Genomic DNA, 17,790 nt, shown 5'->3' on the forward strand with positions numbered 1-17,790 from the left:
GCACCACGGCTGGTGCGGATCTTTGCCTGCGCACCCCGAGTCCCCCACTGCACGTACTCGACACGTGCCCCTTCTCACTCCGGGCGCCCCGAAGCCCCCGCGAGGCTCACCCGAGGAAGCTCAACCGCACCTGGCGCTGGGCGTTGTCCCGGTTCGTGTCCACCAGACATACCGACTGCCAGGTCCCCAGTTCCAGCTCTCCGCCGACGACCGGCAGGGTCGCGTGGGGCGGGACGAGGGCCGGGAGGACGTGGTCGCGGCCGTGGCCGGGGCTGCCGTGGCGGTGCTGCCAACGATCGTCGGCCGGGAGGAGGGTGTGCAGGGCGGCCAGGAGGTCGTCGTCACTGCCGGCGCCCGTCTCGATGATCGCCACGCCGGCCGTGGCGTGTGGCACGAAAACGTTCAGGAGGCCGTCCCGGCCCCTGCTCACCTCACGGAGGAAGGTCACACATTCCTGGGTGAGGTCGAAGACCGTCTCCGAGGATCCGGTGGCGATATTCAGGACGCGGCTGCTGAAGGCATCGGACATGCCTCCATCGTCACCCACACGCCCGACCTCACACACAGCTGATGGCCCGTCCGGCGATACGAGCGGTCCACTTGCCGAGACGCCGTTGACCTCGAAGGCGCCATCTGGCTACTTTCAGCCGCATGTTGCGTTCAGCCCTGCTCACCACGCGCGGTCACATCGACCTGCTGCGGGTGGCCTCTGCCGCGTGTCGCCGCGGCCGCTGACGCCCTCTTTCCCTCTCTTTCACCCTCTTCTCCTCGCCTTGACACGGCCCTGCCCGCACGTCTGAGCCCCCTCTGACGCGGCGCCGCCAAGGTGCGTCCCCGTCCGGCCGCTCTCCTCCTCATGGAGCACTCATGAGCATCAGCCATGCCCCACCCGGCGCCTCCGAATCCGACATTTCCGCTATATCGAAAGATAGGCAGGCGCCGCCCGAGCTCGAACCCCTCGTCCCCTCCTCCGCCCGCCGCACCCGCGTCCCCCGCTGGCTGCGGCGCACCTCCGGCCCACTCCTGCTGCTGGCCCTCTGGCAACTTCTCAGCAGCACAGGCGTGTTGCCCTCCGACGTCCTCGCCTCTCCGGGCAGGATCGCTCAGGTCGCGGGCGATCTCGTCGCCGACGGATCCCTGCCCGCCGCGATGGGCACCTCGCTGCGCCGGGTCGCGGCCGGTCTGCTGCTCGGCACCGTCACCGGCACCGGACTGGCCCTCGTCTCCGGGCTGTTTGCATCGGCGAGGACCTCGTGGACGCACCCGTCCAAATGCTGAGAACGGTCCCGTTCGTCGGCCTGATCCCGCTGTTCATCATCTGGTTCGGCATCGGTGAGGCCCCGAAGGTCGCCATCATCACCCTCGGCGTGACCTTTCCGCTCTATCTCAACGTCTACGCCGGCATCCGCGGCGTGGACGCCCAGCTGATCGAGGCCGGAGAGTCCCTGGGGCTCTCCCGGTGGGGGCTCGTCCGGCATGTCGTCCTGCCGGGCGCGTTGCCCGGCGCGATGACGGGTCTGCGCTACTCCCTCGGCATCGCCTGGCTCGCCCTGGTGTTCGCCGAGCAGGTCAACGCGGATGCCGGGATCGGCTTCCTCATGGTGCAGGCGCGGGACTTCCTGCGGACCGACGTGATCATGGTCTGCCTGATCGTCTACGCCTTCTTCGGCCTGCTCGCCGACTTCATCGTCCGCTCCCTCGAAAGGCTGCTGCTGCAATGGCGACCGACGTTCACGGGCCGGTGACGACCGGCGCCGCAAAGGCCGCGGCGCCCGCCTCGGCCGTCCGCGTCGAGGGGCTCACCCGCTCCTTCGACGGGCGCGCCGTCATCGACCGCCTGCAACTCGACGTGCGACCCGGAGAGTTCGTGGCCCTGCTGGGCCGCAGCGGCTGCGGCAAGTCGACCCTGCTGCGCATCCTCGCCGGCCTCGACCGCGACATGGAGGGCACCGTCCTCGTCCCGCGCCGCAAGGCGGTCGCCTTCCAGGCGCCCCGGCTGATGCCATGGAAGAAGGTGTGGCGCAATGTGCTGCTCGGGCTGCCCGGCAAGCCCGAACGCACCGTCGCCGAGAAGGCGTTGGAGGAGGTCGGCCTGGCGCACCGCTCGGACGCCTGGCCGAAGACCCTCTCCGGCGGCGAGGCCCAGCGTGCATCCCTGGCGCGCGCCCTGGTGCGCGAACCGGATCTGCTGCTGCTCGACGAGCCGTTCGGCGCGCTCGACGCGCTCACCCGTATCAAGGCCCAGCGCCTGGTGGGCGAGCTGTGGCAGCGGCGTGGTTGCGCCGTTCTGCTGGTCACGCACGACGTCGAGGAGGCGGTGCTGCTCGCCGACCGCGTCCTGGTGATGGACGGCGGCGTCATCGCCCACGAGACGACAGTCGACCTGGACCGCCCTCGCGACATCACCGACCCCCGCTTCGCGGAGGTGCGCGCCGGGCTGCTGGAACGCCTCGGCGTCGCCACGGCCGCCGAAGCCGGCTGACTCCCCCGCTCATTCCTGTCACCCACTGCACACGAACGGATCCGTCATGCGACGACGCCTCCTGCCCGCCGCGCTGCTCCTGCCCTTCGCCCTGCTGCTCACCGCCTGCGGTGGGAACTCCGCTGCCGAGACCTCGGCCGGCGGCCGAACCGACGGCAAGGGCTCCCTCACCCTCAACGTCGGTGACCAGAAGGGAGGTTCGGAGGCGGTCCTGGAGGCCGCCGGTGAGCTCAAGAACCTCGACTACAAGATCAAGTGGTCCACCTTCACCTCCGGGCCGCCCCTGCTGGAGGCGGTCAACGCGGGCGCCGTCGACATCGGGGGCGTCGGCAACACCCCACCGGTCTTCGCCGCGGGCGCCGGCTCGAAGATCACGGTGGTGGCCGCCTGGCACGGCACGTCCAAGGGCGATGCCATCCTCGTATCGAAGAACTCCCGGCTGAGCGCGGTGCAGCAGCTCAGGGGCAAGTCGATTGCGGTGGCGCAGGGTTCGTCCGCGCACTACCAACTGGTGGCCTCCCTCAACAAGGCCGGGCTGAAGTTGAGCGACGTGAAGGTCAAGTACCTGCAGCCGGCCGACGCCCTGGCCGCGTTCACGAGCGGCAAGGTCGACGCCTGGGCGGTGTGGGACCCGTACACCTCGCAGGTGCTGCAAGGGGGTCAGGGACGCGTCCTCACCACCGGCGACGGCGTGACCAACGGCCTCACCTTCCAGGTGGCGGCTCCGAGCGCCCTTAAGGACAAGAAGAAGGCCGCGGCCATCAAGGACTACCTGGAGCGGCTGCGGCGCGCGCAGGGCTGGGTCTACGCGCACCCCGAGGCCTGGGCCAAGGTGTGGGCGAAGGACACCGGTCTGTCGTACGAGGTGGCGCTCGCCGCGGTGAAGCGCACCAACGCCTCCCGGGTCCCGGTCGCGGTGGACAAGTCACTGATCGCCTCCGAGCAGCAGATCGCGGACACCTTCACCAGCCTGAAGCTCATCCCCCGCAAGGTGAACTTCGGCGACTTCGTGGACACCGAGTTCAACGGCAACCTGCCCCCGTCCACCGCGACGCCCCGCGTCCTGAAGGAGTCGTGACATGACCGTCCGACTTCACTGGTTCCTGCCGACGGGTGGGGACGGCCGCACCCTCGTCGACCGGCACGCCTACGCGCCCAACGCGGCGGGTGCCACCCGGCAGGTGCGCGGGGTGCGCCCGCCGGACATCGAGTACCTGGCGCAGATCGCCAAGGCCGCCGAGCAGTTGGGCTTCGAGGCGGTCCTGACCCCGACCGGCACCTGGTGCGAGGACGCCTGGCTGACCACGGTCGCGCTCGCCCAGCACACCGAGCGGCTGAAGTTCCTGGTCGCCTTCCGTCCGGGGCTGATCTCGCCGACGCTCGCCGCGCAGATGGCGGCGACGTACCAACGTGTCACGCGTGGCCGGCTGCTGCTCAACGTCGTCACGGGTGGCGACTCGGCCGAACAGCGGCGCTTCGGCGACCGTCTCGACCACGACCGACGCTATGCCCGGACAGACGAGTTCCTGACGGTCGTCCGCGGGGTGTGGCGCGGGCAGCCGTACGACTTCGACGGCACCCACTACCAGGTCGAGGGCGGGCTCACCGCGGTTCCGCCGGACCCGCTGCCGCAGCTCTTCTTCGGCGGCTCGTCACCGGCGGCCGGACCGGTCGCGGCGCGGCATGCGGACGTGTATCTGACCTGGGGCGAGCCTCCAACCCAGGTCGAGGAGAAGATCGACTGGGTCCGCTCGCTCGCCGAGCGTGAGGGGCGCACGGTCCGCTTCGGGATCCGGTTGCACACCATCTCCCGAGACTCCGCCGCCGAGGCCTGGGCGACCGCGAACCGGCTGCTCGACGATCTCGACGCGGACACGGTCACGGCAGCGCAGGCGGCGCTCGGCCGCAGCGAGTCGGTGGGCCAGCAGCGGATGCTGGCCCTGCACAGCGGCTCCCGGGAGGCGCTGGAGATCCACCCCAACCTGTGGGCGGGCGTCGGTCTGGTCCGTGGCGGGGCGGGCACCGCGCTCGTCGGCAGCCACGCCGAGGTCGCCGACCGGATCGAGGAGTACCACGCGCTCGGCATCGAGCACTTCGTGCTGTCCGGCTACCCGCATCTGGAGGAGGCGTACTGGTTCGGGGAGGGCGTGATCCCGGAGCTTGCGGCCCGCGGGCTGGTGGACCGCGGGCCCACAGCGGCGGGCGCGCCGCTCCTCGTCGCGAGCGGACGCTGACCTGCCGGGAAGATCCACGCCTGCGACCGGGTTGGTGGAAGCGTGAACAACACACGCGAGGTCGAGGTGGTCGTCACAGGCGCTGGGCAGGCCGGGCTGTCCAGCGCCTATCACCTGCGGCGTACCGGGTTCGAGCCGGAGCGCGACTTCGTGGTCCTCGACCACTCCCCCTCTCCGGGCGGCGCCTGGCAGTTCCGCTGGCCCTCGCTGACCTACGGCAAGGTGCACGGGATGCACGCGCTGCCGGGCATGGAGCTGACGGACGCGGATCCGGCGCGGCCGTCGTCGGAGGTCATCGGCGCATACTTCGACACCTATGAACGCACCTTCGACCTGCGGGTACGGCGGCCGGTGCATGTACGGGCCGTGCGGGAGGGCGCACAGGGGCGACTGCTCGTCGAGACGTCGGCCGGGACCTGGTCGACGTCTGCTCTGATCAACGCCACGGGCACCTGGGACCGGCCCTTCTGGCCACGCTATCCCGGCCAGGAGACCTTCCGGGGGCGGCAGGTGCACACCGCCCAGTACCCCGGGCCCGAGGAGTTCGCCGGACAGCGGGTGGTCGTCGTCGGTGGCGGCGCGTCCGGTACCCAGCATCTGATGGAGATCGCCCCCTACGCTGCCGCGACCACATGGGTGACCCGGCGTCCGCCGGTGTTCCGCGAGGGCCCGTTCACCGAGGACGCGGGACGGGCTGCCGTGGCGCTCGTGGACGAGCGGGTGCGGCAGGGGCTGCCGCCGAGGAGCGTGGTGTCCGTGACCGGGCTGCCGCTCAATGACGCCGTCCGGCAGGCGATCGCCGACGGTGTGCTGGACCGGCAGCCGATGTTCGACCGGATCGTGCCGGACGGCGTCGAGTGGGACGACGGACGGCATGTGGAGGCCGACGTGATCCTGTGGGCGACCGGCTTCCGGGCCGCGATCGACCACCTGGCTCCGCTGCGGCTGCGCGAGCCCGGCGGCGGCATCCGGGTGGAGGGCACGCGGGTGGTCTCCGACCCGCGGATCCACCTGGTCGGCTACGGCCCGTCGGCGAGCACGATCGGCGCGAACCGGGCGGGACGCGCGGCTGTGCGGGAGATCAGGCGTCTGCTGGCGAGGGAACCGGTCGCCGCCGCGTGAGGCACGATGCGCCGGCCCTCAACTCGTGGTCTCCAGTTGCGCGTCCCGCCGGACCAGGGCCGCGTACCGGCCGTCCAACTCCAGCAACTCCTCGTGCGTGCCGCGTTCGACCGCGCGTCCGGAGTCGAGGACGACGATCTGGTCGGCGCTGCGGATGGTGGACAGCCGGTGCGCGATGGTGAGTGTCGTGCGGTTGGCCGACAGGGCGTCGATGGCCTCCTGGACGGCGTGCTCGGTCCGCGTGTCGAGCGCGCTGGTCGCCTCGTCGAGGATGAGGACCGGCGGATCGCGCAGGATGGTGCGGGCGATGGCGAGCCGCTGTTTCTCACCGCCCGAGAAGCGGTGGCCGCGCTCGCCGACGACCGTCTCGTACCCGTCGGGCAGGGACATGATGTGGTCGTGGATCTGGGCCGCCCTGGCCGCCGCGTACAACTCCTCCTCGGTGGCGTCCGGCTTGGCGAAGCGCAGGTTGTCGGCGACCGAGGCGTGGAAGAGGTAGGTCTCCTGGGAGACGACGCCGACCGCGCGGGCGAGCGTGTCGAAGTCCAGATCGCGCACGTCCACGCCGTCGAGCGTGACCCGCCCGCCCGTGACGTCGTACAGCCGGGGGACCAGATAGCCGAGCGTGGACTTCCCGGAGCCGGTGGGTCCCACCACGGCGAGGCTGCCGCCTGCCGGGACGGTGATGTCGATGTCCTTGAGGACCGGGCCGCCCTTGTCGTCGTAGTGGAACTCGACGTCCTCGAAACGGATTTCGCCCTTGACCTGGTCGAGGTGGACCGGCTCGTCACGTTCGGTGATGTCGATGGGCAGGTCGAGGTACTCGAAGATGCGCTGGAACAGCGCCAGGGAGGTCTGGATCTGGACGCCGGTGGAGAGCAGGCTGACCGTCGGCCGGAACAGGCCCTGCTGGAGCGAGACGAACGCGACCAGGGTGCCTATCGAGATGGACGGGCCGCCGAGTTGGAGCGCCAGCCCGGCAGTCCAGTAGATGACGGCGGGCATGGCGGCCATGACGATCGTGATGACGGCCATGCGCCAGCGGCCCGCCATGTTGGACTTCACCTCGAGGTCGACCAGGCTCTCGGACTCACGCCCGAAGGACTGGGTGAGGGAGTCGGCGCGGCCCATCGTGCGGCCGAGCAGGATGCCGCTGACGGAGAGCGACTCGGTGACGGTGGCGGCCATCGCGGCCATCTGCTTCTGGCGCTGGGTGGCTATCTTCTTGCGTTCGTTGCCGACGCGCCGGCTGATCCACACGAACAGCGGCAGCAGGAGCAGCGAGACGACGGTGAGGCGCCAGTCGAGGGCGACCATGGCGACGATGGTGGCGACCACGCTGGTGAGGTTGGACACCAGGGAGGTCGCGGTGGAGGTGACCGTCGCCTGCATGCCGCCGATGTCGTTGGCGATCCTGGACTGCACCTCGCCCGTGCGGGTGCGGGTGAAGAAGGCGAGGGACATGCGCTGCAGCCGGCCGTAGACCGCGGTGCGCAGATCGTGCATGACGCGCTGGCCGACGGTGGTGGAGATCAGGGTCTGCAGCACACCGAAGACGCTGGTGACGACGGCGCTGAGGATCATGCCGAGGGCGAGCAGGGTCAGCAGACCGGTGCGGCCCTGCGGGATCGCGACGTCCAGGGTCTCCTTCAGCAGGAAGGGCGTGGCCACCGAGACCAGCGACGAGGCGCCGACCAGCAGGCCGACGATCGCGAGCCGGCCCCTGTACGGCCTGAAGAGCTTCAGGATGCGGCGGACCTGCCGCGGCTGCTCCGGCGAGTCGCCGGGCGACGGAGTCCAGGTGGGTTGGTCGGGGTGCATGGGCTCCTACGGAGGTGAGGCGTCGGAACGCGTCGGGGACGCATCCAGACGGGTATCAGGACGGTTTCGGATCCTAGCTCATTGTTACCTATACTCACAATGCACTAGGTCCTGATATTGTTCCCGCATGACGACCCCCGATCCGGACAGCGTGCTCGCCGAGCAGCTGCTGCGGCTCACCCGTCGGGTCCACCGCATCCAGAAGCGCCATCTGGAGCGGTGCGACCTGGGCATCACCCCGGCCCAGTCCCGGCTGCTGCGCACACTCGCCCACTTCAGCTCACCGCCCCGCATGGCGGATCTCGCCGAGCGCCTCGAGGTGGTGCCGCGAGCGGTCACCACGCTGGTCGACGGGCTGGAGGCGAGCGGCAGGGTGCGCCGGGTACCGGATCCGACCAATCGGCGGGTGATCCGGATAGAGGTCACGGACGAGGGGCGCAGGGCGTTGCGCGCTTTGCGCGGTGCGCGTCGGTCCGCGGCCGAGGAGATTCTGGCCCCCCTGACGGACGAGCAGCGTGAGGTGCTGGGCGATCTGCTCACCACACTGATCGACGGCGGGGACGTCGCCCTGCCGGGCGAGCGCGACCTCGCAGCCGAGCGGGGACTCGCAGCCGGACGGGAGCACAGGTGCTGACATCACGCGCCTGAACGGCATGTGGCGGGGTGGGACTCCCGGCTCGAAGTCAGCCGCGCCCGCCGGTTGCGTCAGGCCTCTCGTGCGAGTTCCCTGACCGCGCCGGCGGCGGGGCCGACCTGCGCAGCGACACCCGCTTCCCCCGTCGCGGTTCCCACCGGGACTCCGCCCGTGCGCAACGGGCCTCACGGGGCGTCAGGGAGTACGTCCAGTCGCTCCCAGGCCTTCAGGTGCGCCCTGTCGCCCATCACCACCACGGGCTCCTGGTCTGGATCGAGCACGCGCAGCAAGCGCCTCATACCGGATTCGGGCAGCGTGACACAGGCCAGCGTGCCGTCTTCGTGATCCACGTGCAGCCAGATGCCGCCGCCCTTCTCCTCGCCCTCGGGGCGGGCCGGATCGTGGGGCGGAGTGCCCCTGAGCCGGTTGTAGTCGATGGCGATGACGTAGTCGAAGGCGTTCCGGCGCGACTCGCCCCAGTCCTCCGGCACCTTGTACGGCTCCCCCTGGCTGTACGGGAGCTTCGTCCCCGGATCGTCGAGGAGACCGCCGGCGTCGCTGAGCGTGAACACGCCGACCGGACTGCGCAGATCGCCCAGGTAGTGGTCCGTCGTCCAGCCCGCCTTCCCGTTGTGTCCCCGCCAGCGCCCCGCCTCCTTCCAGGCCGAGCCCTCCTTCAGGTAGAGCACGACCGTGGACTCCGGAGAGTCCTCGTCGTCGCCGTAGACCACCACGACCTGACGCGACCCGTCGGGGATCCGCCGGTGCAGCCCCTCACCCACGCCCGGAATACGGCTCGGCCCCGGCGCGGGTGCATGTGTTCTCCCGGCCCCGTTCCCCGGAGCACCGCGAAGGGTCCGGCCGTCCCGTGTCGGATCGGAGCCTTTCGCCCGGCGGCTGTCGCCCGCCGAACCGCCACACCCGGGCACGGACATCAGCAGCACACCGCAGACCGCCGCCACCATCCACCTGTCCACCGCCGCACCGCGCACACCATCTGTTCGCATATGTCGTATCGTCACATCGCTTTCCAGACAGTTCCGTCCGGATGTCTGCCATTCGGCCGCACGCAACGGCGGGGGCCGGTTCTCGTCTGCGGGGCCGGAAAACCGTTTGCTTCCGAGCGCGTTCCGACGCGACGCTGTCACGGCTTGTCACGGGCAGGCGTCGGACCCGCAGACGCTGCCCCGGCCTGCCCCGCCACCCGTTTCCGCTGACACGAGCCACTGGGACGTCATGCAGATTCACGACCTTCCGTATCCCGACCCGGGTGTGCCGGACGCACGCTCGGGTCCCCGATTCCTGTGGTGGCTCGGCCGGAACCAACTGGGCGGGCAACTGAAGTCCCTGGCCTGGGGGCTGCTGCACTTCCTTTCCGTCTGCGGGCTGCCGTTCTGCGTCGGTCTCGCCGTGCAGGCCGTCGTCGACCGGTCGGGTGCCCGGCTCACACTGACGGGCGGACTGCTCCTGCTGTGCGGGGCCGGCATCGCGCTCGGCGACACCATGCTGCACCGCACCGCGGTCACCAACTGGATCACCGCCGCGGCGCGGGTCCAGCAGCTCCTGGCGCGCAGGACGGCCCTGCTCGGCTCCGCCCTGACCCGGCGGGTGGCGGCCGGTGAGGTCGTCGCGGTCTCCACCGGAGACGTCGAGAAGATCGGCTGGTTCGTGGAGGCCGTCTCGCGGTTCAGCGCGGCCGCGCTCACCGTCGTGGCGGTGTGCGTCGCGCTCGTCGTCTACCAGCCCGCGCTCGGCGTCATCGTGGCGGTGGGCGTGCCGGCGCTGGCGCTCACCGTGCTGCCGCTGCTGCCCCGGGCGACCCGGCGCGCCGACGTCCAGCGCGAGAAGGCGGGCCGCGCCACAGAGCTGGCCTCGGACACCGTCGCGGGCCTGAGGGTGCTGCGCGGCATCGGCGGCGAGGAGTTGTTCCTGGAGCGCTACCGCCGGGCCTCCCAGGAGGTCCGCAACGCGGCCGTGGGCAGCGCCCGCATGTGGTCGCTGATCGCGGCGATCCAGGTGCTGATGCCGGGTCTGCTGATGATCGCGCTCGTCTGGCGCGGTGTACAGCTGGCCCATGATGGGCGTATCGCGGTCGGTGAGCTGGTGACCGTGTACAGCGCCGTCATGCTGCTCACCTATCCTCTGCAGCACTTCCAGGAGATCGCCATGGCGTACTCCTTCTCCCGGCCGTCCGCCCGGCGTGCGGCCCGGGTGCTGTCCCTGGACCGCGCCACGGACGCCGCGGGCTCCCGTGAGGCGAGCCTGCCGACCGGGGACCTCTACGACCCGCAGACCGGCCTGCTCGCGCCCGCGGGACAGTTCACCGCCGTCGTTTGCGGCGACCCGGACGCGGCGGGGGTGCTGGCCGAACGGCTGGGCGGACACCCCGCGGAGGAGGGCACCTCGGTGCTGCTGGGCGGTGTCCCGCTGGACGAGCTGCCGCTCCGGACGGCCCGCACCGCCGTCCTCGTCCAGGACAAGGATCCGGTGCTGCTGTCCGGCTCCCTGCGCGAACTGCTTGACGTACCCGCCTCCGGTGAGGTCGGCGCCGAGGAGGCGCTCGCCGCCGCGCAGTGCGGCGATGTCCTGGACGCCCTCGTGCAGGGGTCGACGGACATCGACGACCCGATGGACGCGCGGATCACCGAACGCGGCCGGTCCCTGTCCGGCGGCCAGCGCCAGCGGCTCGCCCTGGCCCGGTCGCTCATCACGGACCCGCAGGTGCTGGTCCTGGACGAGCCGACGTCCGCCGTCGACTCGCACACCGAGGCACGGATCGCCGACGGGATCCGCCGCCTGCGGGCGGCTCGCACGACGGTCGTGTTCACCTCCTCGCCCCTGCTCCTGGACCGAGCGGACCGGGTCGTGCTGGTGCACGAAGGGGAGGTCGCGGCGGTCGGCCTGCACCGCGACCTGGTGCATGCCGAACCCCGGTACCGCTCGGTCGTCACCCGTGAGACCGACGACGAGGCCGCCGCGCGCGCCGACGTCCTGGCCGAACTGCACGAGCTGGAAGACCTGGAAGAGATCGAGGAGACCGCATGATCGGCGTGGCGCCACCGGCGTACGACCCGGCGGCCCCGACGACGGCGACCACGCTGCCCGTCGGCGCCCCGGAGACCGTACGCGCCTACGTGGCCGAACTGTTCCGCCGGCACCGCCGCCCCTTCCTGCTGCTCATCGCCGTGAACACGGTCTCCGTGGTCGCCTCGATGGCCGGACCGTACCTGCTGGGCGGGCTCGTGGAACGCGTCTCGGACGGGGCCCGGGAACTCCGTCTTGAACGCACCGTCGCGCTGTTCGTCGTCGCGCTCGTCGTCCAGGCGGTTTTCGTACGCCTGGTGCGGCTGCACGGCGCGGTGCTCGGCGAGCGGATGCTGGCCGACCTGCGTGAGGACTTCCTCGTGCGGTCGGTGAGACTGCCACCGGGCGTCCTGGAGCGGGCCGGTACCGGCGACCTGCTGTCCAGGATCACCACCGACATCGACCGGCTGGCCAACGCCATGCGCGAGGCCGTACCGCAGCTCGCCATCGGCGTGGTGTGGGCCCTGCTGCTGCTCGGTGGCCTCACCGTCACGGCCCCGCCGCTGGCACCGGCCGTGCTTGTCGCGGTACCGCTGCTGGTGATCGGCTGCCGCTGGTACTTCAAGCGTGCCCCGTCCGCCTACCGCTCCGAAGCCGCCGGGTACGCCGCCGTGGCCGCGGTCCTCGCCGAGACCGTGGATGCGGGGCGCACCGTCGAGGCCCACCGCCTCGGCGACCGGCGCATCGAGCTGTCGGACCGGCGGGTCAAGGAGTGGACCGCCTGGGAGCGCTACACCCTCTGGCTGCGGTCGGTGCTCTTTCCGGTCATCAACGTCACACATGTCACCGTCCTGTCCTCGGTGCTGTTGATCGGCGGGGTGTTCGTCCTGCAGGGCTGGATCGGCATCGGGCAGCTGACGACCGGCGCGCTCGTCGCCCAGATGCTCGTCGACCCGGTGGGGCTGATCCTGCGGTGGTACGACGAGCTGCAGGTGGCCCAGGTGTCGCTGGCCCGACTCGTCGGGGTCCGCGAGATCGAGCCGGACGCGGGCGACACCGCACTGGCGCCCGACGGCCGTGACGTGGCCGCCGAGAAGGTGCGTTTCGGCTACCGCGCGGGCGTCGACGTGCTGCACAAGGTCTCCCTGCAGGTGGCGCCCGGCACCCGCCTCGCTCTGGTCGGCCCGTCCGGCGCGGGCAAGTCGACGCTGGGCCGGCTGCTCGCCGGCATCTACGCGCCCTGGGACGGCCGCGTCACCCTCGGCGGCGCGGAACTGTCGCGGATGTCGGCCGAGCGGGTGCGCTCGCACGTGGCCCTGGTCAACCAGGAGCACCACGTCTTCGTGGGCTCCCTGCGCGACAATCTGCTGCTGGCCAGGACGGACGCCGTCGACGCCGAGCTGTGGGCCGCCCTCGGGGCCGTGGACGCGGACGGCTGGGCGCGTGCCCTGGACGACGGCCTGGACACCGAGGTGGGCTCCGGCGGTCTGGCGCTCACCCCGGCGCAGGCGCAGCAGATCGCGCTGGCCCGGCTGGTGCTCGCCGACCCGCACACGCTGGTCCTGGACGAGGCGACATCCCTGCTCGATCCGCGCGCTGCCCGCCATCTGGAGCGCTCCCTGGCCCGTGTGCTGGACGGCCGCACGGTCGTCGCCATCGCGCATCGGCTGCACACCGCCCACGACGCCGACGTGATCGCCGTCGTCGAGAGCGGGCGGATCAGCGAGCTGGGCAGCCACGAGGAGCTGGTCGCCGCCGACGGGGCGTACGCGGCGCTGTGGCGCTCCTGGCACGGGTGACCTCGGGCACCCGCCCGGCGGCGGTCCGCGGCCGACGGCCGGGGATCGGCGGTCGGGGATCGGCGGCCGGGGATCGGCGGCCGGGGATCGGCGGCCGGGGATGGGCGGTCAGGGATCGGCGGTCCGGGCGGCCGTCGGTCGCCGGGACCGCTGCCGTCGCGGGTGCGCCGGTCCGCCCGCTCACAGACGCCTGCTCCGGCCTTTCCCGGCCGCTGTCCGGCTGCCGTTGCGCGGGGCCGACGGGGGGTGGAAGGCTGGAGGTGGCACCAGCCCGGGGGACCTGCCGGAACCGTCCGGCTCGGGAGGGCGCGACCCGTCCGAGTGGTTCCCGGCGTCCGCGACGCGTGCATGGCGGCAATCGGTTCCGTCCCACCACCTGGAGGTATCTGTGGACAGCACCGAGGGATGGGGCGACGACGTCTACCAGCCCGACGGATCCGAGGTGCAGGACGACGCGGGGCTGCTCGACGCCGAGGACACCCTGGAGAGCGACGGCGTCACCAACCCGCTCGACCGGGGCTGGTCGCCGCCCGAGCGGCCCTGGGCGGTGGAGCACGTGGGCGTGACCGCGGCCGAGGGGCATCGGGGCGAAACCCTGGACCAGCGACTCGCCGAGGAGATCCCGGACGTCTCCGTCCCGGACGACGACGGCATCGGGGACTGGTCCGACGGCGACGGGGAACCCCTGGACAACGAGGTCGGCGACGCCCGCTCCGGCCGTCTCGTCGCCCCGGACGAAGGGGCTCACGAGGACGAGGAGGGCGGCCTGGTCGCCACCGACGTCGGCATCGACGGCGCGGCGGCCTCCGCCGAGGAGGCGGCCGTGCACATCGTCGACGAGGACACGCTGCCCGGCTGAACGCCACCCGCCGCACGCGCCACGCAAGGAGGCCCCATGCAGCAGGACAAGCACCCCGACTACCACCCTGTCGTCTTCCGCGACCGCGCCGCCGGCTACGCCTTCCTCACCCGGTCCACCGCGACCAGTGACCAGACCATCGAGTGGGACGACGGGGCGACGTATCCGGTGGTGGACGTCGAAATCTCCTCCGAAAGCCACCCCTTCTACACGGGCAAGGCCCGCACGGTGGACACGGAGGGGCGCATCGCCCGCTTCGAGCGGCGCTACGCCAGGGGACAGGGAGCAGACGGGGACTCCGGGCAGTAGGTTGCCGCACTCGTCGAACGGCCGATGTCCCCCGGCCGCCCTCAGATGACGTTGAGCGCTGCCGCGCAGCCCACACCGCCCAGCAGCATGAACGCCGGCATCAGCACCTTCAGCTCGACCCAGCTGCCCGCCCGGAACCGCAGTGCCTTCGGCGGGCCCACCGGATACCAGCGCTTGCGGCCCAGAGGGATCGGCCACAGGATCGGGCAGCCGGAGACCGTCAGCGCGTCCCCGATGTCGTGCACCAGGGCGCCGAGGACGATCGGCAGGCCGAGCCACAGGTAGTGCTGGCCCGGCGCCGTGAAAAGCCAGTCGGCACCGTTGCCCGGTTTGTCGAGTATGCCGGCCAGAATCCACGCGCTGGTCGCGGCCAGCAGCCACACCAGCACATCGCTGCTCGAACCGCGCGCCGCCCGCCAGAGCAGTCCCTCGATGGCCAGCACCATGTGCGCGAAGAGGATGGCCAGCACCGTCCAGCGGCCGCCCGTGACGGCCGCCACGGCCGTTCCCGCCCCGATCAGCACCGCCCACAGCCAGGTGTGTGTGAGCGTGCGGTGACCTCCCGACCGGCGCGCATCGCCCGGCTTCCTGGTCGCCTTGTAGACGGCGTACGACAGCTTGTCGACGATCTCGCAGATCCAGCGGGAGAGGGGTCCGAAGGCCCGCGAGATGGTGGCCGCCTTGTGATCCAGATCCGGGGCAAGCGCGGCACCGGCGCAGATCAGCGCACCGACGAGAAGGACCGGCCAGGGCATCGGATGACCCGACGCTGCGGCCGCCGCTCCCACCCCGAGCCAGGCTGCGGCCCCCGACAGTGAGTGTGCTGGTCCCATCATGGCCGCGTCCCGCCCCATTCCTCTTGTAGCGCTGTCCAGTTGTCCGTGTGCGTCGACGTAGTGTCGGCGCCACAGCGTAGCGTTCATGATCTTCAGGTCGGCAGCCGATTCCCTCATCGGGTGCGAGGGCAGGCAAGATGGGGGCGTGACCCTCATCGATCAGCTCCCGCAGACCGCAGACCCCGACGCCCTCTACGAAGCCTTCGAGTCGTGGGCCGGGGAGCGTGGGCTCACCCTCTATCCGCACCAGGAGGAGGCGCTGATCGAGGTGGTCTCGGGAGCGAACGTGATCGTGTCGACTCCCACCGGATCCGGCAAGAGCATGATCGCCGCGGGCGCGCACTTCGCGGCGCTCGCCCGGGACGAGGTCACCTTCTACACCGCGCCGATCAAGGCACTCGTCTCGGAGAAGTTCTTCGAGCTGTGCAAGCTCTTCGGCACCGAGAACGTCGGCATGCTGACCGGTGACGCCTCCGTCAACGCCGACGCGCCTGTGATCTGCTGCACGGCCGAGGTCCTGGCGTCGATCGCGCTGCGCGACGGCAGGCAGGCCGACGTCGGCCAGGTCGTGATGGACGAGTTCCACTTCTACGCCGAGGGTGACCGCGGCTGGGCGTGGCAGATCCCGATCCTGGAGCTGCCGCAGGCACAGTTCATCCTGATGTCGGCGACGCTCGGCGACGTCTCGATGTTCGAGAAGGACCTCACCCGCCGCACCGGTCGCCCCACGGCGGTGGTGCGCTCGGCGACCCGTCCGGTGCCGCTCTCCTACGAGTACCGGCGCACCCCGCTCACCGAGACGCTCACCGAACTGCTGGAGACCCGGCAGGCCCCTGTCTACATCGTCCACTTCACCCAGGCGCAGGCCGTGGAACGGGCCCAGGCGCTGATGAGCATCAACATGTGCTCGCGGGAGGAAAAGGACCAGATCGCCGAACTGATCGGCAACTTCCGCTTCACCACCAAGTTCGGCCGCAACCTCTCCCGTTACGTGCGGCACGGCATCGGCGTCCACCACGCCGGCATGCTGCCGAAGTACCGCCGCCTGGTGGAGAAGCTGGCCCAAGCCGGCCTGCTGAAGGTGATCTGCGGCACCGACACCCTGGGCGTCGGAGTCAACGTCCCCATCCGTACCGTGCTCTTCACGGCCCTGACCAAGTACGACGGCAACCGGGTGCGCACCCTCCGCGCCCGGGAGTTCCACCAGATCGCGGGCCGTGCCGGGCGCGCCGGCTTCGACACGGCCGGCCTCGTCGTGGCGCAGGCGCCGGAGCACGTCATCGAGAACGAGAAGGCACTCGCCAAGGCCGGCGACGACCCGAAGAAGCGTCGCAAGGTGGTGCGCAAGAAGGCGCCGGAAGGCTTCGTCGGCTGGACGGACAACACCTTCGAGAAGCTGATCGCCTCCGAGCCGGAGCCGCTCACCTCCCGCTTCCGGGTCACCCACACGATGCTGCTGTCGGTGATCGCCCGCCCGGGCAACGCCTTCGAGGCGATGCGCCATCTGCTGGAGGACAACCACGAGCCGCGCAAGCAGCAGCTGCGGCACATCCGGCGGGCGATCGCGATCTACCGCTCGCTGCTGGACGGCGGCATCGTCGAGAAGCTCGACGAGCCGGACGCCACCGGCCGCATCGTGCGCCTCACGGTCGATCTGCAGCAGGACTTCGCGCTCAACCAGCCGCTGTCCACCTTCGCGCTGGCCGCGTTCGAACTCCTCGATCCCGAGTCCCCGTCCTACGCCCTCGACATGGTCTCCGTCGTCGAGTCCACGCTGGACGACCCGCGTCAGATCCTCATCGCGCAGCAGAACAAGGCGCGTGGCGAGGCCGTGGCCGCGATGAAGGCGGACGGTGTCGAGTACGAGGAGCGCATGGAGCGGCTCCAGGACGTCACCTATCCCAAGCCGCTGGAGGAGCTGCTCTTCCAGGCGTACAACACCTACCGCAAGAGCCATCCCTGGGTCGGCGACCATCCGCTCTCGCCGAAGTCGGTCATCCGCGACATGTACGAACGGGCGCTCTCCTTCACGGAGTTCGTCTCGTTCTACGAGCTGGCACGCACCGAGGGCATCGTGCTGCGCTACCTGGCCAGTGCTTACAAGGCCCTCGATCACACCGTGCCGGACGACCTGAAGTCGGACGATCTGGAGGACCTGATCGCCTGGCTGGGCGAGATGGTGCGCCAGGTCGACTCCAGCCTGCTGGACGAGTGGGAGCAGCTGGCCAACCCGGAGGAGATGACGGCCGAGGAGGCCCAGGAGAAGGCAGACGAGGTCAAGCCGGTCACCGCGAACGCGCGCGCCTTCCGGGTGCTGGTCCGCAACGCCATGTTCCGCCGCGTGGAGCTCGCCGCCCTCGACCAGATCGAGGAACTCGGCGAGATGGACGCCGAGTCCGGCTGGGACGCCGAGGCGTGGGGCGCGGCGATGGACAAGTACTGGGACGAGTACGACGAACTCGGCACCGGCCCCGACGCCCGCGGCCCCAAGCTGCTGATCATCGAGGAGGAGCCGGAGCACGGGCTGTGGCGGGTGCGTCAGATCTTCGCCGATCCGAACGGCGACCACGACTGGGGCATCAGCGCCGAGATCGACCTCGCGGCCTCCGACGCGGAGGGCCGCGCCGTCGTCCGGGTCACCGACGTCGGCCAGCTGTGAGCACAGGAGCA

At 70.9% G+C, this 17,790-nt stretch carries 15 protein-coding genes and 1 pseudogene; 12 read left to right on the forward strand and 4 right to left on the reverse strand.

Annotated features, from left to right (window positions below):
- Positions 1-106: 106 nt before the first annotated feature.
- On the reverse strand, positions 107-529 hold the full coding sequence (locus SY2F82_RS18400; RefSeq protein WP_200420188.1) for a secondary thiamine-phosphate synthase enzyme YjbQ: 423 nt from the start codon (positions 527-529) through the stop codon (positions 107-109).
- Between the two features lie 122 nt (positions 530-651).
- Here SY2F82_RS18400 and SY2F82_RS39920 point away from each other — a divergent pair, with 122 nt between their 5' ends.
- The 6 genes and pseudogenes from SY2F82_RS39920 to SY2F82_RS18425 all read left to right on the forward strand — a co-directional run bounded on the left by SY2F82_RS39920 (position 652) and on the right by SY2F82_RS18425 (position 5,838).
- Positions 652-735, forward strand: a complete 84-nt coding sequence (locus SY2F82_RS39920; RefSeq protein WP_313884353.1) for a putative leader peptide — start codon at positions 652-654, stop codon at positions 733-735.
- Positions 736-867: 132 nt separating this feature from the next.
- Positions 868-1,745, forward strand: a pseudogene (locus SY2F82_RS18405) (ABC transporter permease).
- On the forward strand, positions 1,718-2,482 hold the full coding sequence (locus SY2F82_RS18410) for an ABC transporter ATP-binding protein (protein WP_200420189.1): 765 nt from the start codon (positions 1,718-1,720) through the stop codon (positions 2,480-2,482). The pseudogene SY2F82_RS18405 and the gene SY2F82_RS18410 overlap by 28 nt, the downstream one beginning before the upstream one ends.
- Positions 2,483-2,528: 46 nt before the next feature.
- A complete protein-coding gene (locus SY2F82_RS18415; protein ID WP_200420190.1) occupies positions 2,529-3,560 on the forward strand; it encodes an ABC transporter substrate-binding protein in 1,032 nt (343 codons plus the stop codon).
- 1 nt (position 3,561) lies between these two features.
- Positions 3,562-4,716: an LLM class flavin-dependent oxidoreductase gene (locus SY2F82_RS18420; RefSeq protein WP_200420191.1), complete on the forward strand. Its 1,155-nt coding sequence runs from the start codon at positions 3,562-3,564 to the stop codon at positions 4,714-4,716.
- Between the two features lie 42 nt (positions 4,717-4,758).
- Complete coding sequence (locus SY2F82_RS18425; RefSeq protein ID WP_200420192.1) at positions 4,759-5,838, forward strand: NAD(P)-binding domain-containing protein; 1,080 nt, start codon at positions 4,759-4,761, stop codon at positions 5,836-5,838.
- A gap of 18 nt (positions 5,839-5,856) precedes the next feature.
- Here the strand turns inward: SY2F82_RS18425 and SY2F82_RS18430 are convergent, their stop codons facing one another.
- Entirely contained in the window at positions 5,857-7,659 is a 1,803-nt protein-coding gene (locus SY2F82_RS18430) for an ABC transporter ATP-binding protein (RefSeq protein WP_200420193.1), read from the reverse strand.
- 127 nt (positions 7,660-7,786) lie between these two features.
- On the opposite strand from SY2F82_RS18430, the gene SY2F82_RS18435 reads away from it, so the two are divergent.
- Complete coding sequence (locus SY2F82_RS18435) at positions 7,787-8,293, forward strand: MarR family winged helix-turn-helix transcriptional regulator (protein ID WP_200420194.1); 507 nt, start codon at positions 7,787-7,789, stop codon at positions 8,291-8,293.
- Positions 8,294-8,478: 185 nt separating this feature from the next.
- Here SY2F82_RS18435 and SY2F82_RS18440 read toward each other — a convergent pair whose 3' ends face one another.
- Positions 8,479-9,075 carry a hypothetical protein gene (locus SY2F82_RS18440; RefSeq protein ID WP_374707177.1) on the reverse strand — a complete coding sequence of 199 codons (597 nt, stop codon included), beginning with the start codon at positions 9,073-9,075 and terminating at the stop codon, positions 8,479-8,481.
- Between the two features lie 454 nt (positions 9,076-9,529).
- Between SY2F82_RS18440 and SY2F82_RS18445 the strand changes: the two genes are divergently transcribed.
- The 4 genes from SY2F82_RS18445 (at position 9,530) to SY2F82_RS18460 (ending at position 14,284) form a co-directional block, all read left to right on the forward strand.
- Positions 9,530-11,338, forward strand: coding sequence for an ABC transporter ATP-binding protein (locus SY2F82_RS18445; RefSeq protein WP_200420196.1), 1,809 nt, complete (start codon positions 9,530-9,532; stop codon positions 11,336-11,338).
- Entirely contained in the window at positions 11,335-13,116 is a 1,782-nt protein-coding gene (locus tag SY2F82_RS18450) for an ABC transporter ATP-binding protein (protein WP_200420197.1), read from the forward strand. Before SY2F82_RS18445 ends, SY2F82_RS18450 begins: the two co-directional genes overlap by 4 nt.
- Positions 13,117-13,504: 388 nt before the next feature.
- The gene (locus SY2F82_RS18455) at positions 13,505-13,975 is read left to right on the forward strand and encodes a DUF5709 domain-containing protein (protein ID WP_200420198.1); all 471 of its coding nucleotides are present in this window, start codon (positions 13,505-13,507) and stop codon (positions 13,973-13,975) included.
- Positions 13,976-14,011: 36 nt separating this feature from the next.
- Complete coding sequence (locus SY2F82_RS18460; protein WP_200420199.1) at positions 14,012-14,284, forward strand: type B 50S ribosomal protein L31; 273 nt, start codon at positions 14,012-14,014, stop codon at positions 14,282-14,284.
- Positions 14,285-14,325: 41 nt separating this feature from the next.
- Here the strand turns inward: SY2F82_RS18460 and SY2F82_RS18465 are convergent, their stop codons facing one another.
- The gene (locus SY2F82_RS18465; protein ID WP_200420200.1) at positions 14,326-15,120 is read right to left on the reverse strand and encodes a metal-dependent hydrolase; all 795 of its coding nucleotides are present in this window, start codon (positions 15,118-15,120) and stop codon (positions 14,326-14,328) included.
- A gap of 145 nt (positions 15,121-15,265) precedes the next feature.
- On the opposite strand from SY2F82_RS18465, the gene SY2F82_RS18470 reads away from it, so the two are divergent.
- Entirely contained in the window at positions 15,266-17,779 is a 2,514-nt protein-coding gene (locus SY2F82_RS18470) for a DEAD/DEAH box helicase (protein ID WP_200420201.1), read from the forward strand.
- Positions 17,780-17,790 lie beyond the last annotated feature (11 nt).

This window comes from Streptomyces sp. Y2F8-2 (assembly GCF_014905555.1).
Lineage (GTDB): Bacteria > Actinomycetota > Actinomycetes > Streptomycetales > Streptomycetaceae > Streptomyces > Streptomyces cynarae.